General features: G+C 42.3%; 17 protein-coding genes. 12 read left to right on the plus strand and 5 right to left on the minus strand.

Translation table 11 applies throughout. The features are described from left to right. Nucleotides 1–74 precede the first annotated feature (74 nt). Entirely contained in the window at nucleotides 75–446 is a 372-nt protein-coding gene (locus tag WC743_RS09625) for a hypothetical protein (protein ID WP_373011734.1), read from the plus strand. Nucleotides 447–698: 252 nt separating this feature from the next. On the opposite strand, the gene WC743_RS09630 is transcribed toward WC743_RS09625, so the two are convergent. Next, nucleotides 699–1151, minus strand: coding sequence for a hypothetical protein (locus tag WC743_RS09630; RefSeq protein WP_373011736.1), 453 nt, complete (start codon nucleotides 1149–1151; stop codon nucleotides 699–701). A gap of 444 nt (nucleotides 1152–1595) precedes the next feature. Between WC743_RS09630 and WC743_RS09635 the strand changes: the two genes are divergently transcribed. Both WC743_RS09635 and WC743_RS09640 read left to right on the plus strand, forming a co-directional pair. Beyond that, nucleotides 1596–1856 (plus strand): hypothetical protein, encoded by a 261-nt coding sequence (locus WC743_RS09635; protein WP_373011737.1) that lies wholly within the window; start codon nucleotides 1596–1598, stop codon nucleotides 1854–1856. Next, nucleotides 1816–2241 (plus strand): DUF1810 domain-containing protein, encoded by a 426-nt coding sequence (locus tag WC743_RS09640; protein WP_373011738.1) that lies wholly within the window; start codon nucleotides 1816–1818, stop codon nucleotides 2239–2241. The genes WC743_RS09635 and WC743_RS09640 overlap by 41 nt, the downstream gene beginning before the upstream one ends. A gap of 6 nt (nucleotides 2242–2247) precedes the next feature. Here the strand turns inward: WC743_RS09640 and WC743_RS09645 are convergent, their stop codons facing one another. After that, the gene (locus WC743_RS09645) at nucleotides 2248–2943 is read right to left on the minus strand and encodes an adenylate/guanylate cyclase domain-containing protein (RefSeq protein WP_373011739.1); all 696 of its coding nucleotides are present in this window, start codon (nucleotides 2941–2943) and stop codon (nucleotides 2248–2250) included. Nucleotides 2944–3179: 236 nt separating this feature from the next. Between WC743_RS09645 and WC743_RS09650 the strand changes: the two genes are divergently transcribed. The 9 genes from WC743_RS09650 to WC743_RS09690 all read left to right on the plus strand — a co-directional run bounded on the left by WC743_RS09650 (nucleotide 3180) and on the right by WC743_RS09690 (nucleotide 14722). Beyond that, nucleotides 3180–4589, plus strand: coding sequence for an aspartate aminotransferase family protein (locus WC743_RS09650; RefSeq protein WP_373011740.1), 1410 nt, complete (start codon nucleotides 3180–3182; stop codon nucleotides 4587–4589). A 205-nt stretch (nucleotides 4590–4794) separates the two neighbouring features. Further along, nucleotides 4795–5514: an EboA domain-containing protein gene (locus WC743_RS09655; protein WP_373011742.1), complete on the plus strand. Its 720-nt coding sequence runs from the start codon at nucleotides 4795–4797 to the stop codon at nucleotides 5512–5514. A gap of 30 nt (nucleotides 5515–5544) precedes the next feature. Continuing rightward, nucleotides 5545–6528, plus strand: coding sequence for a TatD family hydrolase (locus WC743_RS09660; protein WP_373011743.1), 984 nt, complete (start codon nucleotides 5545–5547; stop codon nucleotides 6526–6528). Nucleotides 6529–6533: 5 nt separating this feature from the next. Next, entirely contained in the window at nucleotides 6534–7421 is an 888-nt protein-coding gene (gene eboC, locus WC743_RS09665) for a UbiA-like protein EboC (RefSeq protein WP_373011744.1), read from the plus strand. A gap of 32 nt (nucleotides 7422–7453) precedes the next feature. After that, entirely contained in the window at nucleotides 7454–8620 is a 1167-nt protein-coding gene (locus tag WC743_RS09670; protein WP_373011745.1) for a 3-dehydroquinate synthase, read from the plus strand. 8 nt (nucleotides 8621–8628) lie between these two features. Beyond that, nucleotides 8629–9834: a metabolite traffic protein EboE gene (gene eboE / locus WC743_RS09675; RefSeq protein WP_373011746.1), complete on the plus strand. Its 1206-nt coding sequence runs from the start codon at nucleotides 8629–8631 to the stop codon at nucleotides 9832–9834. A 9-nt stretch (nucleotides 9835–9843) separates the two neighbouring features. Further along, a complete protein-coding gene (locus WC743_RS09680; protein WP_373011748.1) occupies nucleotides 9844–11196 on the plus strand; it encodes an alkaline phosphatase family protein in 1353 nt (450 codons plus the stop codon). Between the two features lie 404 nt (nucleotides 11197–11600). Beyond that, a complete protein-coding gene (locus WC743_RS09685) occupies nucleotides 11601–12587 on the plus strand; it encodes a glycoside hydrolase family 43 protein (protein WP_373011750.1) in 987 nt (328 codons plus the stop codon). Nucleotides 12588–12646: 59 nt separating this feature from the next. Next, entirely contained in the window at nucleotides 12647–14722 is a 2076-nt protein-coding gene (locus tag WC743_RS09690) for a beta-galactosidase (protein ID WP_373011751.1), read from the plus strand. 12 nt (nucleotides 14723–14734) lie between these two features. Here WC743_RS09690 and WC743_RS09695 read toward each other — a convergent pair whose 3' ends face one another. The 3 genes from WC743_RS09695 to WC743_RS09705 all read right to left on the minus strand — a co-directional run bounded on the left by WC743_RS09695 (nucleotide 14735) and on the right by WC743_RS09705 (nucleotide 17216). Continuing rightward, entirely contained in the window at nucleotides 14735–15325 is a 591-nt protein-coding gene (locus WC743_RS09695; RefSeq protein ID WP_373011753.1) for a CDP-alcohol phosphatidyltransferase family protein, read from the minus strand. Next, nucleotides 15322–16341: a metal-dependent hydrolase gene (locus WC743_RS09700; RefSeq protein ID WP_373011754.1), complete on the minus strand. Its 1020-nt coding sequence runs from the start codon at nucleotides 16339–16341 to the stop codon at nucleotides 15322–15324. The genes WC743_RS09695 and WC743_RS09700 overlap by 4 nt, the downstream gene beginning before the upstream one ends. Nucleotides 16342–16529: 188 nt before the next feature. Beyond that, nucleotides 16530–17216, minus strand: coding sequence for a DUF2182 domain-containing protein (locus WC743_RS09705; protein WP_373011755.1), 687 nt, complete (start codon nucleotides 17214–17216; stop codon nucleotides 16530–16532). Between the last annotated feature and the right edge of the window lie 97 nt (nucleotides 17217–17313).

Below are 17313 nucleotides of genomic sequence, written 5' to 3' on the forward strand. Positions count from 1 at the left end.
GTTTTTGTTGGTTACATTTATTCTGTCATTCTTACGGAATGGCTTCACCAATTTTAAACTTAAAATAAATCATTATGAAAAAACTCATTTTAACTTTCACAGTAATTGCAAGCATGTTTTTATGCGTTGGTGCGAAAGCACAGTCAACAACAGACTATTTCACGGGGAAATGGAAAGTAATAATTATGGGAACGCCTCAGGGAGATGCTACCATGATGTTTGTTTTTGAAAAAAAGGACGGCAAACTAACCGGCGCCTTGCGAGATTCAACCGACAAAGAAATTTCAAAGATTACTCAGATAGACGAAAAGGATAAAAGCATTACCGCCTATTTCAACACACAAGGTTATGATGTTAACCTGATGCTTGAGCCTCTGGATGCCGACCGCGTAAAGGGAAGCCTGATGGGGATGTTTGCAGCTAAAGGAGAACGTGTTAAAAACTAAATAGCTTTATAAAGCAACCCCGATCACGTCAGTAATAAATTTCAGCAAGGCAAGCGCAGCAAAGTTTACTATTATTGAAGGTGCCTTCCTGTTATTGACGCGTTGGAAAAATGAAAAATGGTAAATTAATGATGATCCTGCAAGCAGGCTATTTAAAACGATATTAGCTTAAAGGCAATAGGCAAGTGCACCTTTGTTAAATCTCCGGTGCACTTGCTTATTGCCATTTCTCCTGGAAAATATCCCATTCATTTAACGAAGAAATGCAAGCATTTCGCCTTTAGGGAGTTCCCGTGCAGTATAATGAAGGCTGAGCTCATGTTGGGCATTATTCTTTTTCAACTGCAACAGATCTTTTACTGATATTACCATATTTAAATCTGAACCGGTGGTATTGGCAAATTCAAATTTCTTCAATGCATTTCCCTTCTCGTCTTTTATGGTAATGCTCCTGTTGGTACCGGCCCCCTTTACAGTGCAATGTTTGTAATTGATACGCAGCTGATCATTGTCATTTGCCTTATCCAATTGCAGTACTCTTAAACTCAGGGGCTGGTTCACCGCCTGTTTCAGGATGAGCTTGTTATTAAGATAGATCTCATAACTGTCCAATCCAAATTTTGTTGTGAAACCAAATGCAGTGAAGCATAGTGTAATCAGCGTAAACATCTTAATAAACGCCTGATTGAATGTTGTGTGTCGCATAATATAAATTTTTAATTAAAATCCTTGACCATTACTCTCTGATAACAATATTAACCGAACAGGGAATGAAGTAGAAAAATAGTAGACCAACAACCGGAATAATAGATATCAGCGTTTTTATCGTCTCATTCCTCTACCTTTTGCGCGGTTTGTCTTATAAGTTTGCTGTTGTAGATCTCCGCCCTGATAAAATATTTTCTTCACAAATAAAAAGAAATTCAAACCCTGTGTATTTGCGGTTGTTATCCCTATAGCTAAAAATTACAACATATGGCAAAGAGGATCAAAAGTGGAACGGCATTTTGTATCAGATCAACCACACGAAGTAAAATATGAAGCAGGCAAACCCGGCATTAAACAAGCCGATATTAAAGATGCGAAAAAAGGCGGTTCCAATCAATGCTACAACATTGAAAATCAAGTAAAAGGAAAAAAAATAAGCCTATGCCCTGGTACAACGGAGATTATCCGCCGTCTTATAACAATCAGCCAAAAAAACTGCGGGAAAAGGCTGTCGAGATCGCCAATGAAGTACTAAAGGATGGTGCGGACGAGGGCATGGCGATTGCTACCGGGCTGAAACGCGCACGGGAGTTCTTTGCAAAAAAGAGAGAACAGAACATAAACCAGCTTACCAATGACAATAAGTTCAAAGAGGAGGAAAATGGCCGGACTAACCAGGTTTTTAGAGGCACAGGAAAATGATTACCAGGGGGCGTTCGCCGAAATTAAACGTGGCAGGAAGCAAAGCCATTGGATGTGGTACATCTTTCCACAGATAGAAGGGCTGGGTTTTAGTGAAACTTCCAAATATTACGCTATCAGGGATGTGAAGGAAGCAGAGGGATTTCTGACGCACCCGGTGTTAGGTGGACGATTGATCCGGATTTGCCAGCAATTACTTAAACTGGAGAGTAACAACGCGACGGATATATTCGGTACGCCCGATGACCTTAAATTGAAATCCTGCATGACCTTGTTTGCTGCACTGCCCAACACCGACCCGGTCTTTCAACAAGTGCTGGACAAATTTTATAGCGGCGTAAAGGATGTGCAAACCATGCACCTTATTAATACTGCCCAAGCTTAGGGCGCCTTAACCGGAAATGGCCAGTAAATAGTCCATGTCGTGTTGTAGAGCTGTTAAGGTTAGTTGCTTACTATAAGGTCTTCCGGCCAACCGTACTTGCTGACTATTGGATATACCCTGTAGGTTAACCGTTTGCTGGTTGAAAACAGTTCCATTTGGTTCTAACAAACGGTAAACATCCTCAGACATAAGCATATTATTGTTCAGTTCCTTTGTCTTCGCCTGAAGCCTGGAAGCAATGTTTACGGGCAGCCCCATTACTGATAACTGAGCAGGCGAATCCAGTCCAAATTCTCCAACAAACACTTTCCCGGCGTGCAGGCCAACGCCAATTTCCAGCGGGCCGCCATAATAAGGCGTTGTATAAGCCTCATTGAAAAGGTTGACGGTTTGAAACATGATTTTTGCAGCCTGATAAGCATGGTTCGCAGCCGCGCGGACATTATCTTGTAAGCCAAAAACCGCATACAGGTTGTCACCAGCTATTTCTACCACTTTACCATTGAAGTTTTTAATGATCTGGTTGAATGCTGTAAATAAGCGGCGCACTACCTGGATCACAGATCCCGCCGGTTGTGATTCCATAAGCCCGGTAAAGTTCCGCACATCCAGAAATAAAATGGCCAGCTCTCTTTCCTCATCAGGGGGCATGGCCAAGGTTGCAGGGCAACCACCATTCAGCATTAAATAATCGTGTTCCATATATGTATTGTATGTGTATATACCTATACAGACGCGAAGCTCAGGAAAACATTTTAAAAAAAATACGAATTGTTACTTCGTGATATGCGGGTGACCGAAATTTGATTTTATCCGGATAAATGAAAAAAGACGCCAAAAGGCATCCAGACGGGTAAGCTTGCAATTTTTTGTTATAAATCCATTCAAATTAAGTATTTTTCTATAAGAAAAGGGCTTTCATTTGTAAAAAGATACCAATGGAAAATTTAATTACAGAGGCCTATGATCCGGAGAAGTTCAGGGATTTGGCAGAAGGACTAATAGGTATACTTACCGAGGAATTAAAAAAAGCGCACCTGCAGCCAGGTGAAACTGTTTTACCATGGGAATCTCCGGAACAACAGTTGGCCTATTGGCAGAACGACTTTGAGTCGCCAGCACCGGCTGACGCATTAGAACTGTTTGAAAAAGTCATATCTAAATCCATTAACGTGCATCGTAGGGCCTACATTGGCCACCAGGTACCGCCAACATTGCCCGTTACTATACTTACTTCGGCCTTGATGGCTTTTTTAAACAATGGTATGGCCGTATACGAAATGGGCATGGCCGGCAATGCCATGGAAAAAGTCATTATCAGTGATCTGGCTAAACGCTTTGGATTCGGAGCAGAGGCTTCCGGTTTTGTAACTTCCGGTGGCACACTCGGAAATCTTTCTGCATTATTAGCGGCACGCACCTATTATCTTAGGCAATATACCGATGTAAGGTATGAGCAATTAGCTATAATGGTATCAGAAGAGGCTCATTACAGCGTTAGCCGGGCATTTACGGTTATGGGCATTCCGTCAGAAAATATTATTAAAATACCGGCGGGAAATGATTTTTCAATTCTGGTTGATACGCTGGAGCCGCTGTACCTGAAATCTTTATCAGAAAGTAAGCATATTTTTGGAGTTATTGGCTGTGCGTGTACCACTGCTACCGGTGCTTATGATAATTTAGAAGCATTGGCAGATTTTGCTGAAAAATTTCGGTTATGGTTTCATGTGGATGCAGCTCACGGCGGTGCAGCCATTTTTTCTCCTGATTACACTCATTTATTGAAAGGAACAGAGAGGGCCAACTCACTGATACTTGACTTTCACAAAATGATGATGGTACCGTCTCTGTCTACAGCCTTAATATTCCGGTCTCATGAACTTTCACAGTTTACTTTCACGCAGGATGCTCAATATCTTTGGCAAGATCAGCAGGCTGATGAATGGTATAACTCTGGAAAACAAACATTTGAATGTACTAAGCCCATGTCGATACTACATGTATACACTGTTATGAAATTGTATGGACAACATCTTTACCGCCAAAATATCAATAAGCTATATGAGCTGGCAAAATCATTCGGGCAAATGTTGATTGAATCGCCCAATTTTGAACTTCTTTGTCTACCGCAAGCCAACATCGTTTGTTTCCGCTATGTTACCGCCACTAACGACTTAAACGCGTTAAATAAGGAGATCCTGAAACAGATAATCAAAGACGGCAGGTTTTATATAGTAAGTACCTCAATAAAAGGCGGGTTTTACTTAAGGACAGCTTTGATGAATCCGCTGACAACCATAAATGACCTGAAGCAATTGTTGGATCTGATACAACGTTTAGTTTAGCTGGCAGATTAAGAACTGTGGTTAATTATCTGCAAGCAAATCTTAATAAATATTAATTGTAAATTGCCCTGCTGTATTTTTTACTTAGTATGTAATAATGTAAGGTTGTATGCTTGATTGTTTTGAATGTGATTTTTCTGAGTTTTTAGGGTTGCCCATTATTGCTGTGGCGTTGTTTGTTAACTATTTTGCAGTCTGAATCAATATGGATACTTACAATATTACAACGGTTAAAACTGTTCTTTCAAACATTTTACAGGCAAATATAACTACCGAAGCGTGGAGCTGGTTCAATGCTCAAAGTGATGCGGATGATACACTGGCTTTTAACAAAGCATTTGTTATGATGCCGCGTAAAACCGGTAAGGCTGTTTTAGAGGTTGGCGAAACCCAACAGCAGGCATTAGCAAATTTGCGCCCAGGGTTTACACTTAACAATTGGACAGCCGATAAACTTGGCAGGGTACTATTATTAATTCAGCATAGCAAAATAGAAAAAGACACTTATTTTAAAGATATTGAGAATTTGTTTTCTGCGGCCGAAATGAACGAACAGGCTGCACTATATGCTGCCCTGCCGTTGCTGCCTTATCCCAGCTTGTGGATAAAACGTTGTGCCGAAGGTATTAGAAGCAACATGGGTATAGTGCTTGAGGCTATCATGTATCACAATCCGTACCCGGCTGAGAACCTTGATGAACCCGCATGGAACCAAATGATATTAAAAGCTTTTTTTACCGAAAAACAAATGGATAAAATATATGGCTTAGACCATAGGGCTAACAGTGAGCTTGCACGTATATTAATTGATTATGCAAAGGAACGCCATGCAGCAGGCAGAGGGGTAGACCCTATGCTTTGGCACCTGGTTGGCAAGTTTATTGACAATCAAACATTGCACGATATGAAACAGGGGAGATTTTAAAGAGTTAATAGTTTATTAAAAGGAAAAGAAATGTGTTGCAGTCATACCATTGAAGATAAAAATATACCATCTGAACAACCGGCAGATGCGTTTGATATAAGTGTTATAAAAGGGATGAAGTTTTTTGATCCGCATGTACACATGACCTCGCGGACAACTGATGATTACCAGGCCATGGCCGATGCCGGCATAGTTGCACTTATAGAGCCCTCTTTTTGGCTGGGCCAGCCCCGTACGGGTGCCGACAGTTTTAAAGATTATTACAGCAGCCTGATAGGGTGGGAAAGATTCCGGTCGTCGCAATTTGGTATAAAACATTATTGCACCATCGGGCTCAATTCAAGGGAAGCAAATAACGAAGCCCTCGCCGAGCAGGTAATGGAAATGCTGCCGCTGTTTATGTATAAAGACGGCGTGGTAGGTATTGGTGAAATTGGCTTTGATGACCAAACCGCTTTAGAAGAAAAATATTACCGGTTACAGCTTGAGTTGGCAAAGGAGGCAGGTTTACCCGTACAGATACATACCCCGCACCGCGACAAAAAACGCGGAACGCAGCGCAGTATGGATATAGCGATAGAGCATGGCCTGGATCCTAAAATGGTTATTGTTGACCATAACAATGAAGAAACGGTTAAAGAAGTGCTTGACAGAGGGTTTTGGACTGCCTTTACAATTTATCCGTTCACCAAAATGGGTAACCAGCGCATGGTAGAGATCGTAAAACAGTACGGGCCCGAGCGCATTATGGTTAACTCAGCAGCAGATTGGGGGATAAGCGACCCTTTGGCGGTGCCTAAAACCGCAGCGTTAATGAAGCTTAACGGAATAAGTGATGCTGCTATTGAACTGGTTACTTATCGTAACGCTATAACGGCTTTTGCGCAAAGCGGCCAGATCAATGAGGCCGATTTTGTTGCGGATGTTGACCAAAGCGTAAAATTTGAGGGAAACAGCATTTTAAGGGGAGGCCAGCAGCCGCGCATTAATAAATCATCCATTATTATTAGTTAGGCATTTTGAAAAATACAATTGCTTATTTACGGATGATGCGGCCGGCTAACATCGTAACTTCGGTTGCCGATGTTTTAGCAGGCATTGCTATAGCAGGTGCATTTTCATGGGGGTACCTTGCAGATAATATAACAGGAGCTTTACTGTTATGTTTTTCAACAGCTTGCTTATATGCAGGCGGTATTGTGTTTAACGATGTGTTTGATGCCGAACTTGATAAAATTGAACGGCCCGAACGGGCTATTCCCAGGGGGATAATAAGCGTGCGCCAGGCCGCTGTATTTGGCAGCATTTTATTAACAGCCGGAATATTATTTGCGGGTTTATACAGTTCCGTGTCAGCTTCGTTAGCAACAGGCGTTGCTTTTTTTGCCTTGTTATACAATAAGATCAGTAAAGATCATCCGTTTTTTGGCCCGCTTAATATGGGGCTTTGCAGGGGCTTAAATTTACTTTTGGGAGTTAGTATTGTTACACAGGCTTTACCGCAATGGTATTTTTTGGCAGTTGTACCCATCATCTACATTTTTTCTATAACCATGATCAGCCGCGGCGAAGTGCATGGCGGCAATAAGGGTAATTTGTACATTGCAGCACTCTTATATACTGTGGTAACTGGATTTATACTTTGCTTTTCATATCTGAATAATAAGCTGCTGCTAACGGTGATAATACTAATACCGTTTTTGTGGATGATATTTACGCCACTGATTAAAGCAATTAAAGATCCGGTGGGTAAAAACATAGGCGGAGCTGTAAAAGCAGGTGTTATTTCCCTCATATTAATGGATGCGGCATGGGCGGCAACATTTAGTACTATTTACGCTGCCTTAATTATAGCTTGTTTATTGCCTTTATCATTATGGCTGGCAAAGATTTTTGCCGTTACTTAATTACTTATTTTAGCGCTTTCTTAATCCTTCACATGAAGCAACTATCACAGTCTTTTTCTGTAAAGTTCGAATACCAGGTTTACTTTACGGCAGGTATATTTAACCCTGTCAATACGCTTTTAAACGATTTTTTTCTAAACTCAGCAACATCGGCATCTTTACGTAAAATACTGTTTGTGGCAGATAGTGGTGTTATAAATGCACACCCTAATCTTATTGATGATATAAAGAAATATTTCACTTCTTATAACACCGTTCGCCTCGTCCCCGACGTTTTAATTGTGCCCGGCGGCGAGGTAGTTAAAAATGATGAGGTTTACTTTAACCAGGTTGTTGAAGCGGTTAATACTTACGGTATTGACAGGCACTCTTATATTGCTGCTATTGGCGGCGGCTCTGTACTGGATATGGTTGGTTATGCCGCTGCGGTATCGCACCGTGGTATTAAACATATACGCATACCCACTACTGTGCTATCTCAAAACGACTCGGGTATCGGGGTGAAAAACGGGATCAATTATTTTTCAAAGAAAAACTTCCTGGGCACGTTTATGCCGCCGGCCGTCGTGTTTAACGATGAAAACTTTTTAAAAACCCTTTCTGACCGCGACTGGCGTTCAGGAATATCTGAAGCTGTTAAGGTGGCTGTGTTAAAAGACGCAGCATTTTTTAGTTGGATAGAAGATAATGCGGCAACATTGGTTAAACGCGATATGGAGGCAATGAACTATCTGATATGGAGATGCGCGCAGCTGCATATGGAACATATTGCCGGGGCTGACCCCTTTGAAAGCGGATCGTCGCGCCCACTTGATTTTGGGCACTGGAGCGCCCATAAACTCGAATACCTGAGTAATTTTGACGTACGCCATGGAGAAGCAGTGGCAATGGGCATTGCCCTAGATACGGTTTATTCAAATCTTTCAGGTCGTTTGTCATCAGCAGAAAGTGATAGAATTATCCATGCATTGCAAAGTCTTGGCTTCGATATTTCACATTCACTGTTGCAGGTAGATGCAGAAAATAGCCCAATATTGGCTGGCCTGGAAGAATTTCGCGAACATTTAGGCGGTCAGTTAACCATTATGTTGCTGAAAGCTATCGGCCAGGGTGAGGAAGTGCATGAAATTGATACGGACATATTAAAAAGGGCCGGAAAAAAATTAAATGAATTGCAACACGTCAATTATAAAAGTTAATAAATACTATGAAACTTCCCGCAGGCCATCTCTCTTACTGTACTAATATACACCCCGGCGAAACCTGGACCGATCATTTTAGCGCTTTGCAACAAAGTTTCCCCGAAATAAAAAAACAACTTTCGCCCGATGCGCCAATGGGCATTGGGCTCCGTTTATCAAACGTGGCCAGTATAGAATTGCTGGAGGGCGACAATTTGAAGGTTTTTAAAGAATGGCTGGCGCAAACGGGAGCCTATGTGTTTACCATGAATGGCTTCCCATACGGTGGGTTTCATGATGTGATAGTTAAAGATCAGGTACATGCCCCCGACTGGACAACTAACGAGAGGGTAAACTACACTATACGACTTTTTAATATACTGGCATTGTTACTGCCAGATGGTATGGAGGGAGGGATATCAACATCGCCTTTAAGCTATAAGCACTGGTTTGACAGTGATGATGCGATGGCCCAAGCCAAAATGGAGGCGACAAAAAATATATTACAGGTAGTTGCCCAACTCAATTTAATAAAACAAAGAACGGGTATCAGCTTACATTTAGACATTGAGCCAGAGCCCGACGGAATATTAGAGACCGGAAAAGAATTTATAGAATGGTTTGAAGGTGAGTTGTTACCACTTGGCGAAAACCTTTTTAAAGATGAATTAGAACTTTCAAGTCAGCAGGCACACCACCTTATTAAACAGCATGTTAATTTGTGTTATGATGTTTGCCATTTTGCAATAGGATTTGAACCCCACCAGGCCGTGATTAATGAGCTGGTTCAAAAAGAAATTAAGATAGGTAAGATACAGATCAGTGCTGCGTTAAAAGCGAGCTTTGACGCTACGCCCGGCAACAGGGGAGCTATACTTAGCGAGTTTGAAAAATTTAACGAACCTACCTACCTTCATCAGGTAATTGCGAAGTTAAAGGATGGCAGCCTGCAGCGATACGCCGATTTGCCAGACGCGTTAATGGCCACAGACGATGCCCGGGAATGGAGGGCGCACTTCCATGTTCCTGTGTTTTTAGAGAATTTTGGCCTGCTGCAATCTACGCAGGCCGATATCAAGGAAGTGCTCGGTATACAGTGTAAAAGTCCTTTTACCAGTCATCTGGAAGTAGAAACATATACATGGGGCGTATTGCCGGATGCTTTGAAAATCCCGCTTACCCAGTCTATAATCCGTGAGTTGGATTGGGTTAAGCATCAGTTAATACATTAAATTCATACAATGAACAAAACGGTTGTTATTGATATAGTTGGCCTGTCTGCTTCTGTGATAGGAGAGCATACGCCATTTTTGAAAAAATATATCCAGCAAAAGAACCTTACCACTATTGAGCCGCTTTTACCTGCTGTAACCACTGCTGTTCAGTCGGCTTATTTAACCGGCAAATATCCGGTTGATAATGGTATTGTAGGCAACGGCTGGTATGACCGTGTGGATAGCGAGGTCAAATTCTGGAAGCAGTCGAATAAACTTGTTATAGGTGATAAGATATGGGATAAAGCAAAAAAAGAAGACCCTTCTTTTACCTCATCAATGATGTTTTGGTGGTACAATATGTATTCAACTGCCGATTACTCGGTAACACCGCGCCCCAATTACCTTGCTGATGGCAGAAAAATGCCCGATTGTTACACGCACCCTGCCGAATTACGTGATATATTACAAGACAAGCTGGGGCAATTTCCCCTTTTTCAATTCTGGGGGCCCGGAGCAAACATTAAATCGAGCAGATGGATAGCAGATGCATCTATGCATACTGATGATCTGCACGATCCTACACTTACGCTCATCTATCTCCCGCATTTAGATTATTGCCTGCAAAAGTTTGGTCCCGATGAATCAAAAATAGCCACTGAACTAAAAGAAGTAGATTCTTTGGTTGAAGAACTGGTTTTATTTTACCAAAAAAAGAACGCCAACATTATTCTGTTATCAGAATATGGCATAGCGCCGGTAAACAACCCCATTCATTTAAATCGCTTGTTAAGACAGCATAACTTGTTAGCGATACGGGTAGAACGGGGTTTAGAACTGCTTGACCCGGGAGCTTCGAAGGCATTTGTTGTAGCCGACCATCAAATAGCGCATGTATATATTAATGACCCATCTGTTACTGAGCAGGTAAAAGCTTTACTTAAAACGGTGCCGGGTATTGAGCTGGTGCTTGACAGGGAGGAACAGGCGGCATACCACATTAACCATGAACGTGCCGGCGATTTGGTGCTTATGGCGGCTGAAGACAGCTGGTTTACTTATTATTTTTGGCTGGATGATGCCAAAGCGCCTGATTATGCCCGTGTTGTTGATATTCATAAAAAACCCGGGTATGATCCTGTAGAAATGTTTATGACCTCAAAAGCCCGTGCGGGATATAAGTTATTGCGTAAAAAAGCTGGATTAAGATATGTTATGGATGTGATACCATTAGACGCAACATTGATTAAAGGATCACATGGGCGGGTTGGTGTTGCCGACAAATACAAGCCTGTATTGATCACTAATAATAAACCAATGCAAGGCAGTGTTTCCCCGGTTGATGTATTTAATATTATATGGCAGCATTTAACACAATAAATTTAACACTAGTAAATATTAATCGATAACAAAAAGCCACTAATTTTAACAATTAGTGGCTTTTTGCTAATTTAAAAGGAATGGGCGGGATACTATTAAATGGAAATTTAATAGCATTTTTTCTTAAGTGTAGGCGGTATATCACCTGGCTGAAATTATTTTAATTGTTTATTTGACAATTAAAATAATTTAATTTTACCTTAGGCCTAAGCAAGCGTTGAAAAAGGAGTGGGGCGATCAAATTTCCCTAGACATTATTTCAGAGCTTTGCTTTTGAACCAAAATCTAAATAACAATAATATCCGATAGTTTATAAATCCGGAGCCTAAGCCTAAGGATGAGGTTAAATTGGGTAACTGGCTGGCCGGAAATACATGTGCGCGACTTAAATACAACAAAATAAAATGCAAAAACTAAAGAAATACTTTGCGGTAGTATGGTTTGGAGCCTGCCTGTTTTCAGCAGTAAAAGTTGAAGCGCAGAGTAAGGATACCGTGTTTCGTTCAAATGGCAACCCTATTATCCGCCATAAATTTACTGCCGACCCCGCTGCTATGGTGTATAAAAATACCGTGTATTTGTACACCGGTGTGGACGAAGCGCCAACCGGCAAAAACAACTATGAGATGCATCATTGGGCCAGTTTCACCTCAACCGATATGTTGAATTGGACAGAGCATCCATCGCCGTTAAATGTAAAAGCTTTTGCCTGGGCTAAAGATGATGCATGGGCCTCTCAGGTAATTGAGCGTGACGGCAAATTTTACTGGTATGTAGCAGTAGAGCACGCAAGTATTGGCGGCAAATCAATAGGAGTGGCTGTAGCAGATAATCCGCTGGGGCCTTTTAAAGATGCAAGGGGCTCAGCACTGGTAACCAACGATATGACCAAAGCCATCAAACACCATTGGGATGATATCGACCCATCGGTTATTATAGATAAGGATGGGCAGGCCTACCTGTTTTGGGGCAACAGCATATGCTATTATGCCAAACTCAAGGCCAATATGACGGAGTTGGATGGCCCCATAAAAACCATCACCCTTCCGCATTTTACTGAAGCGCCATGGGTTCACTACCGCAACGGCTGGTATTACTTATCATATGCTTATGAATTCCCTGAGAAGATAGCCTACGCGATGAGCCGCAACATTAACGGGCCATGGCAGTACAAAGGAATAATAAACGAACTGGCAGGGAATTCAAATACCAATCATCAGGCTATTATTGACTTTAAAGGGAAGAGCTACTTTATTTACCATACCGGCGCATTAGCGGCAGATGCAGGGAGTTTTCACCGGTCGGTATGTGTTGATTACCTGTATTATAATAAAGACGGCAGTATAAAGCGCGTCATAATGACCTCAGAAGGAGTAAAGGCAGCCAGGTAAAAGCGATGGGCTGTATGGTAGATAGCGTGTTTAATTATGTTAAGCTGAAAAACTAAGAAATGAAAACTTTTCTCCCCGTATTTTTAACAACTGTTTTTTTATCAATCATTTTAAAGATTGATTCTGGATTTGCCCAAATTAAAAAAGACCAGCTTCTTTTTGGCGTCGCTTATTATGACGAGTATATGCCCTATGAACGCCTTGATAAGGATATCAGGATGATGAAAGAAGCAGGGATCAATGTTGTCCGAATAGCGGAGTCTACCTGGAGTACGATGGAACCACAGGAAGGAGTATTCAATTTTAGCCATATTGATAAGGTGCTTAATGGAATGCATAAGGCGGGCATCAGCGTTATTATAGGGACACCCACATATGCGGTGCCTACCTGGCTGGTGAAAAAATATCCGGATGTGCTTGCTATTACCTCAAGGGGCCCCAATCAATACGGCGCGCGCCAGAATATGGATATCACCAACGTTCAATACCGTGCTCATGCCGAGAATGCAATTCGTAAAATGCTGGAACATATTAAAGACCATCCGGCAATTATAGGATATCAGGTAGATAATGAGACCAAGCCATATGGCACCAGCGGCCCCAATGTACAGGCGCAATTTGTGGCTTATATGAAATCAAAATATCCCTCGCTGGACAGTTTGAATAAGATATTTGGCCTGGACTACTGGAGCAACCGGATCAATAACTGGGATGATTTTCCATCAGTCAACGGAAGCATTAACGCCAGTCTGAATGCGGAGTTTGCTAAATTCCAACGATCGCTGGTTACGGATTTTCTGGCCTGGCAGGCAAAGATCGTTCGCGAATACAAAAAGCCGGGGCAGTTTATCACACAGAACTTTGACCTTGATTGGAGGGGATATTCTTATGGTATACAGACCGAGGTAGACCATTTTGCAGCTGCAAAAGCGCTCGATATTGCCGGAATAGACATTTATCACCCTTCGCAGGATAAACTTACCGGCGCAGAAATTTCTTTTGGTGGTGACATAGCCCGGTCAATGAAAGGTGGAAAGAATTACCTGGTGATAGAAACAGAAGCCCAGGGGTTCCCGCAATGGGTGCCTTATCCTGGCCAACTGCGTTTGCAGGCCTTCAGCCACTTGGCGTCCGGCGCCAATATGGTATCTTACTGGCACTGGCACTCAATACACAATTCAGCAGAAACATATTGGAAAGGTCTGCTCAGCCATGACTTTGCGCCAAACGAAACTTATAATGAGGCTAAAACCATTGGCGCCGACTTTAAAAAGCTTGCGCCACATTTGGCTAATCTTACTATTAAAAATGATGTAGCCATATTGTTCAGTAACGAAGCGTTAACCGCTTATAACTCTTTTGGGCCGGGTAATTATAACAGTGTGCTAAGGCCTATGTACGATGTTCTGTACAATATGAATGTTGGCGTTGATTTTATTGACCCATCGAGCAAGGATATAGAAAAATACAAACTCATTGTGGTGCCGGCGCTATATGCGGCGCCCGACAGCCTGTTACAACGGTTGAACCGTTTTGTTAAAAACGGCGGACATATTGTTTACACCTTTAAAAGCGGCTTTGCTGATGAGCATAACAAGGTACGGACTGTCTCTCAACCCGGAATTATCAGCGAGGCCTGTGGTATCAGCTATACGGAGTTCACCGACCCTGTAAACGTAGGTTTTAAGGATGATCCATTTAACGCAGGCAGCCAAAACCGTGCAGAAAAATGGATGGAACTGATTACGCCTACTACCGCTAAAGTACTGGCCTGGTATGATCATCCGGCCTGGGGCAGGTATGCGGCAGTTACCCAGAATAATTATGGCAAAGGCCTAGCAACCTATATAGGGTGCGGAACCAATAACGCCGTTACCGAAAAAATTCTTGAAGGCGCTTTAAAGAATGCCGGCCTTTGGGGAAAAGATCAGGCGCTTAAATTTCCATTGATCACAAAATCAGGCATCAATCAGCAAGGTAAAACCATTCACTATTATTTCAACTATTCAGCAGATACTAAGACCCTGGTTTATCCATATCCAAAAGGTAAGGCTTTATCTACAGGAGTAAATGTTGGCGTAAATAGTACGATCGCATTGCCCGCCTGGGGATTTCAGATTATTGAAGAGCTGTAAATAAACGCTTATCTATTGCTCTGATCTTTTGCCTTTAATCAGCCAATACAGGCCTTTTACATTGATGCGGTAATCGGAAAGCAGGAGGATCAACAGTATTTCTTCGATCAGATCTATCCCCGTGAGGATAATGGTGAGATAGAACAACCAATAAACAGGCTGTGGAAAAAAGAAAAAAGTGATCAGGAATATTCCCTGGAATACCGCCGCAATTTTAGCGACATAGGTATGAAAGCTGGTCATCTTGCGATATTTGATGAAAGCCAGAATGTTTTGCGAAAGATAAAGTACAAGTAAAATTATGATTGGTATGATCTCCTTTGCAAAGAACGCGGGGTTTTGGACATACATACCAATTATAGCGGCAACAATATTTAAGTCGTCGGCAATTGAATCGATCCTGGCTCCAAATGCACTTATAGTTTTATACCTTCTGGCGAGATACCCGTCTATCGCATCAGTAAGAAAACTGAGCGCAAGCAACCATTTAAATATGCTGAATTGATGTGTAAACGCCAGATAAATAAGAAATGGTACGGCTATCATCCTATAAAGCGTAATACTATTGATGATATAATAGCTATTCTTGATCTTTACTTTCATGGTTTGTTGCCTGCTATGCGCCTGATATAAGCTTTTAAGGAACTTTTGTCCCACCCAGCCAATCGGCCCTTCTGTAATAATGTCGTTTTGCTGCCACCGGCAGTTAGCGGGTAGCTCAATACAAATGGGGCATTGGGCACCCGCCAGCCCTGTACCTGGCCAAATTTTAACACATTTAAATATAAGGAACTTCCGGTTTGTGAGAGGGTGTAATACTGACTGGCAAAGGTGATTAAATGCTGCAATGTTTTTTTATCCGCGATCTTACCACTCAAGGTATCATTTTTAAGATGCTTTTCATAACGGACCGGTTGTTGCAAATCATCCCATACCGAACTGTAACCCGTATAATAACTACCATCCGCCGCCGCAACAATGTACCACAGCATACAATTAAATGGCGCCGGCGTAGTAAAATAGCCGATAGGGTTTATTTGCTGCGATTTAAAAGAATGATTGATCTTATCGTTGATATAGGCTTTATTAATACCTGCGTAACCTATATAGCAGGCCGAAATGATGAGCATGGCCCCGGCCCACTTTTTCCGGCGCTGATATTGGGTATGTTTAAATATTAAAACCATACTTCCAACCAACAACCCAACCGTAAACAGCGGATCGGCTACATATAACAAATTGATTGAAAAACGCTGATGGCTAAAAGGCTCTAAAAGGCCTGTGCCGTAACTGTTGCAAGTGTCAATCAGGTCATGAAGCGTCAACTGGAAACAAAAGAAAAAGAGCAGTGAGATAAACGATAAACCCGCCTTGCTATAGATTTTCTGCATTGTGAATGCCAGAAGTATTCCTGCAATCAATGCGAACAGGAAAGAATGCGTTAGACCACGATGGATCAGCAGGGATTGATCTGCAGGTAAAAATAAGGCCGGAAGCGTATCTATATCAGGCAACGCCTGTGCCAATGCACCCCAGATCAGGCCCTTTTTGCCCAATTTTTTGGTCAGTAAGATTTCGGCCGTACAAACGCCTAAAGCCAGGTGGGTAATCACATCCATGTTTCATCAAGCTAACTGTTATAAAAAGCGTGATCACATTAAAATGTTTGATATAGCCCGGTATAAGCAGAAAAATATTGGAAATTGCTGCTTATTTTTACGGTTGGTTTTATGCCCGTTTAACCTTTCACACGTAAAAATGTTAGGTCAATACAACGTAGTTATCCAAGTTGATAGCCCACTGTAAGTTAAAAAATTCCGACTGCCTGGGCGGTCAGAAAAATCCCGGCTCCAATACCAATAGCTCCGATGGTACCAGTAATCCATTTACTGGCAGGTGCCAGGCGTTCAAAGGTGATCGCTATGGTTACAATAGCCATTACAAAAAGGTTCATCATCCCTACTATAAGTAGGATAGACATCAAGCCCGCGGTACAACGGCTGCAGCGGATTCCGAGGTGCAGCCCATGTTTCCAGGCCGTGGCGGCATCGTCTGGTCTCGTTTGGCCCCCAAAGGGCAATTCCCGGCAGCAGGCAAGCTGATGCAACTTCCAGTTTGTGAGCTGGAGTAAGCCTACTGCCAGTATAACTATTCCAATGGAAACAGGTACAATTAAAGACAGCTCCTTATGTTGCATTAAAATTGCATTAAGTACAACACCCAGTGGGAAGACGACCAATCCAACAATCGTCCATACAAGAAAATAACCAAGTCCTACTAAGACCGTCAGCCAATTTAAACGCCTTGCACTTGTCTTTTGAACAGCCTTGCGATAGCGCAACAGCATGGGTACCAGGCACGGTAGCATCATAGCCAACATCATAACATCCCACATTGCAAGGAAGGATGCTGTGGCGTCGAACAGCGATTGGCCATACATAGGCATCCACGTCATCGACATACTCCAGCCACCGGGCATCGGCATTTCTTCCATAGCCGACATGGATATGCACCATACAATTGTTACGGCCGAACTGGCAGTAAAGAGCAATGCAACAGTTCCCCAAAACGTTCGAAGCGCGTTTCTATCA

This window comes from Mucilaginibacter sp. (genome assembly GCF_041660805.1).
In the GTDB taxonomy this organism is placed as follows: Bacteria; Bacteroidota; Bacteroidia; order Sphingobacteriales; family Sphingobacteriaceae; genus Mucilaginibacter.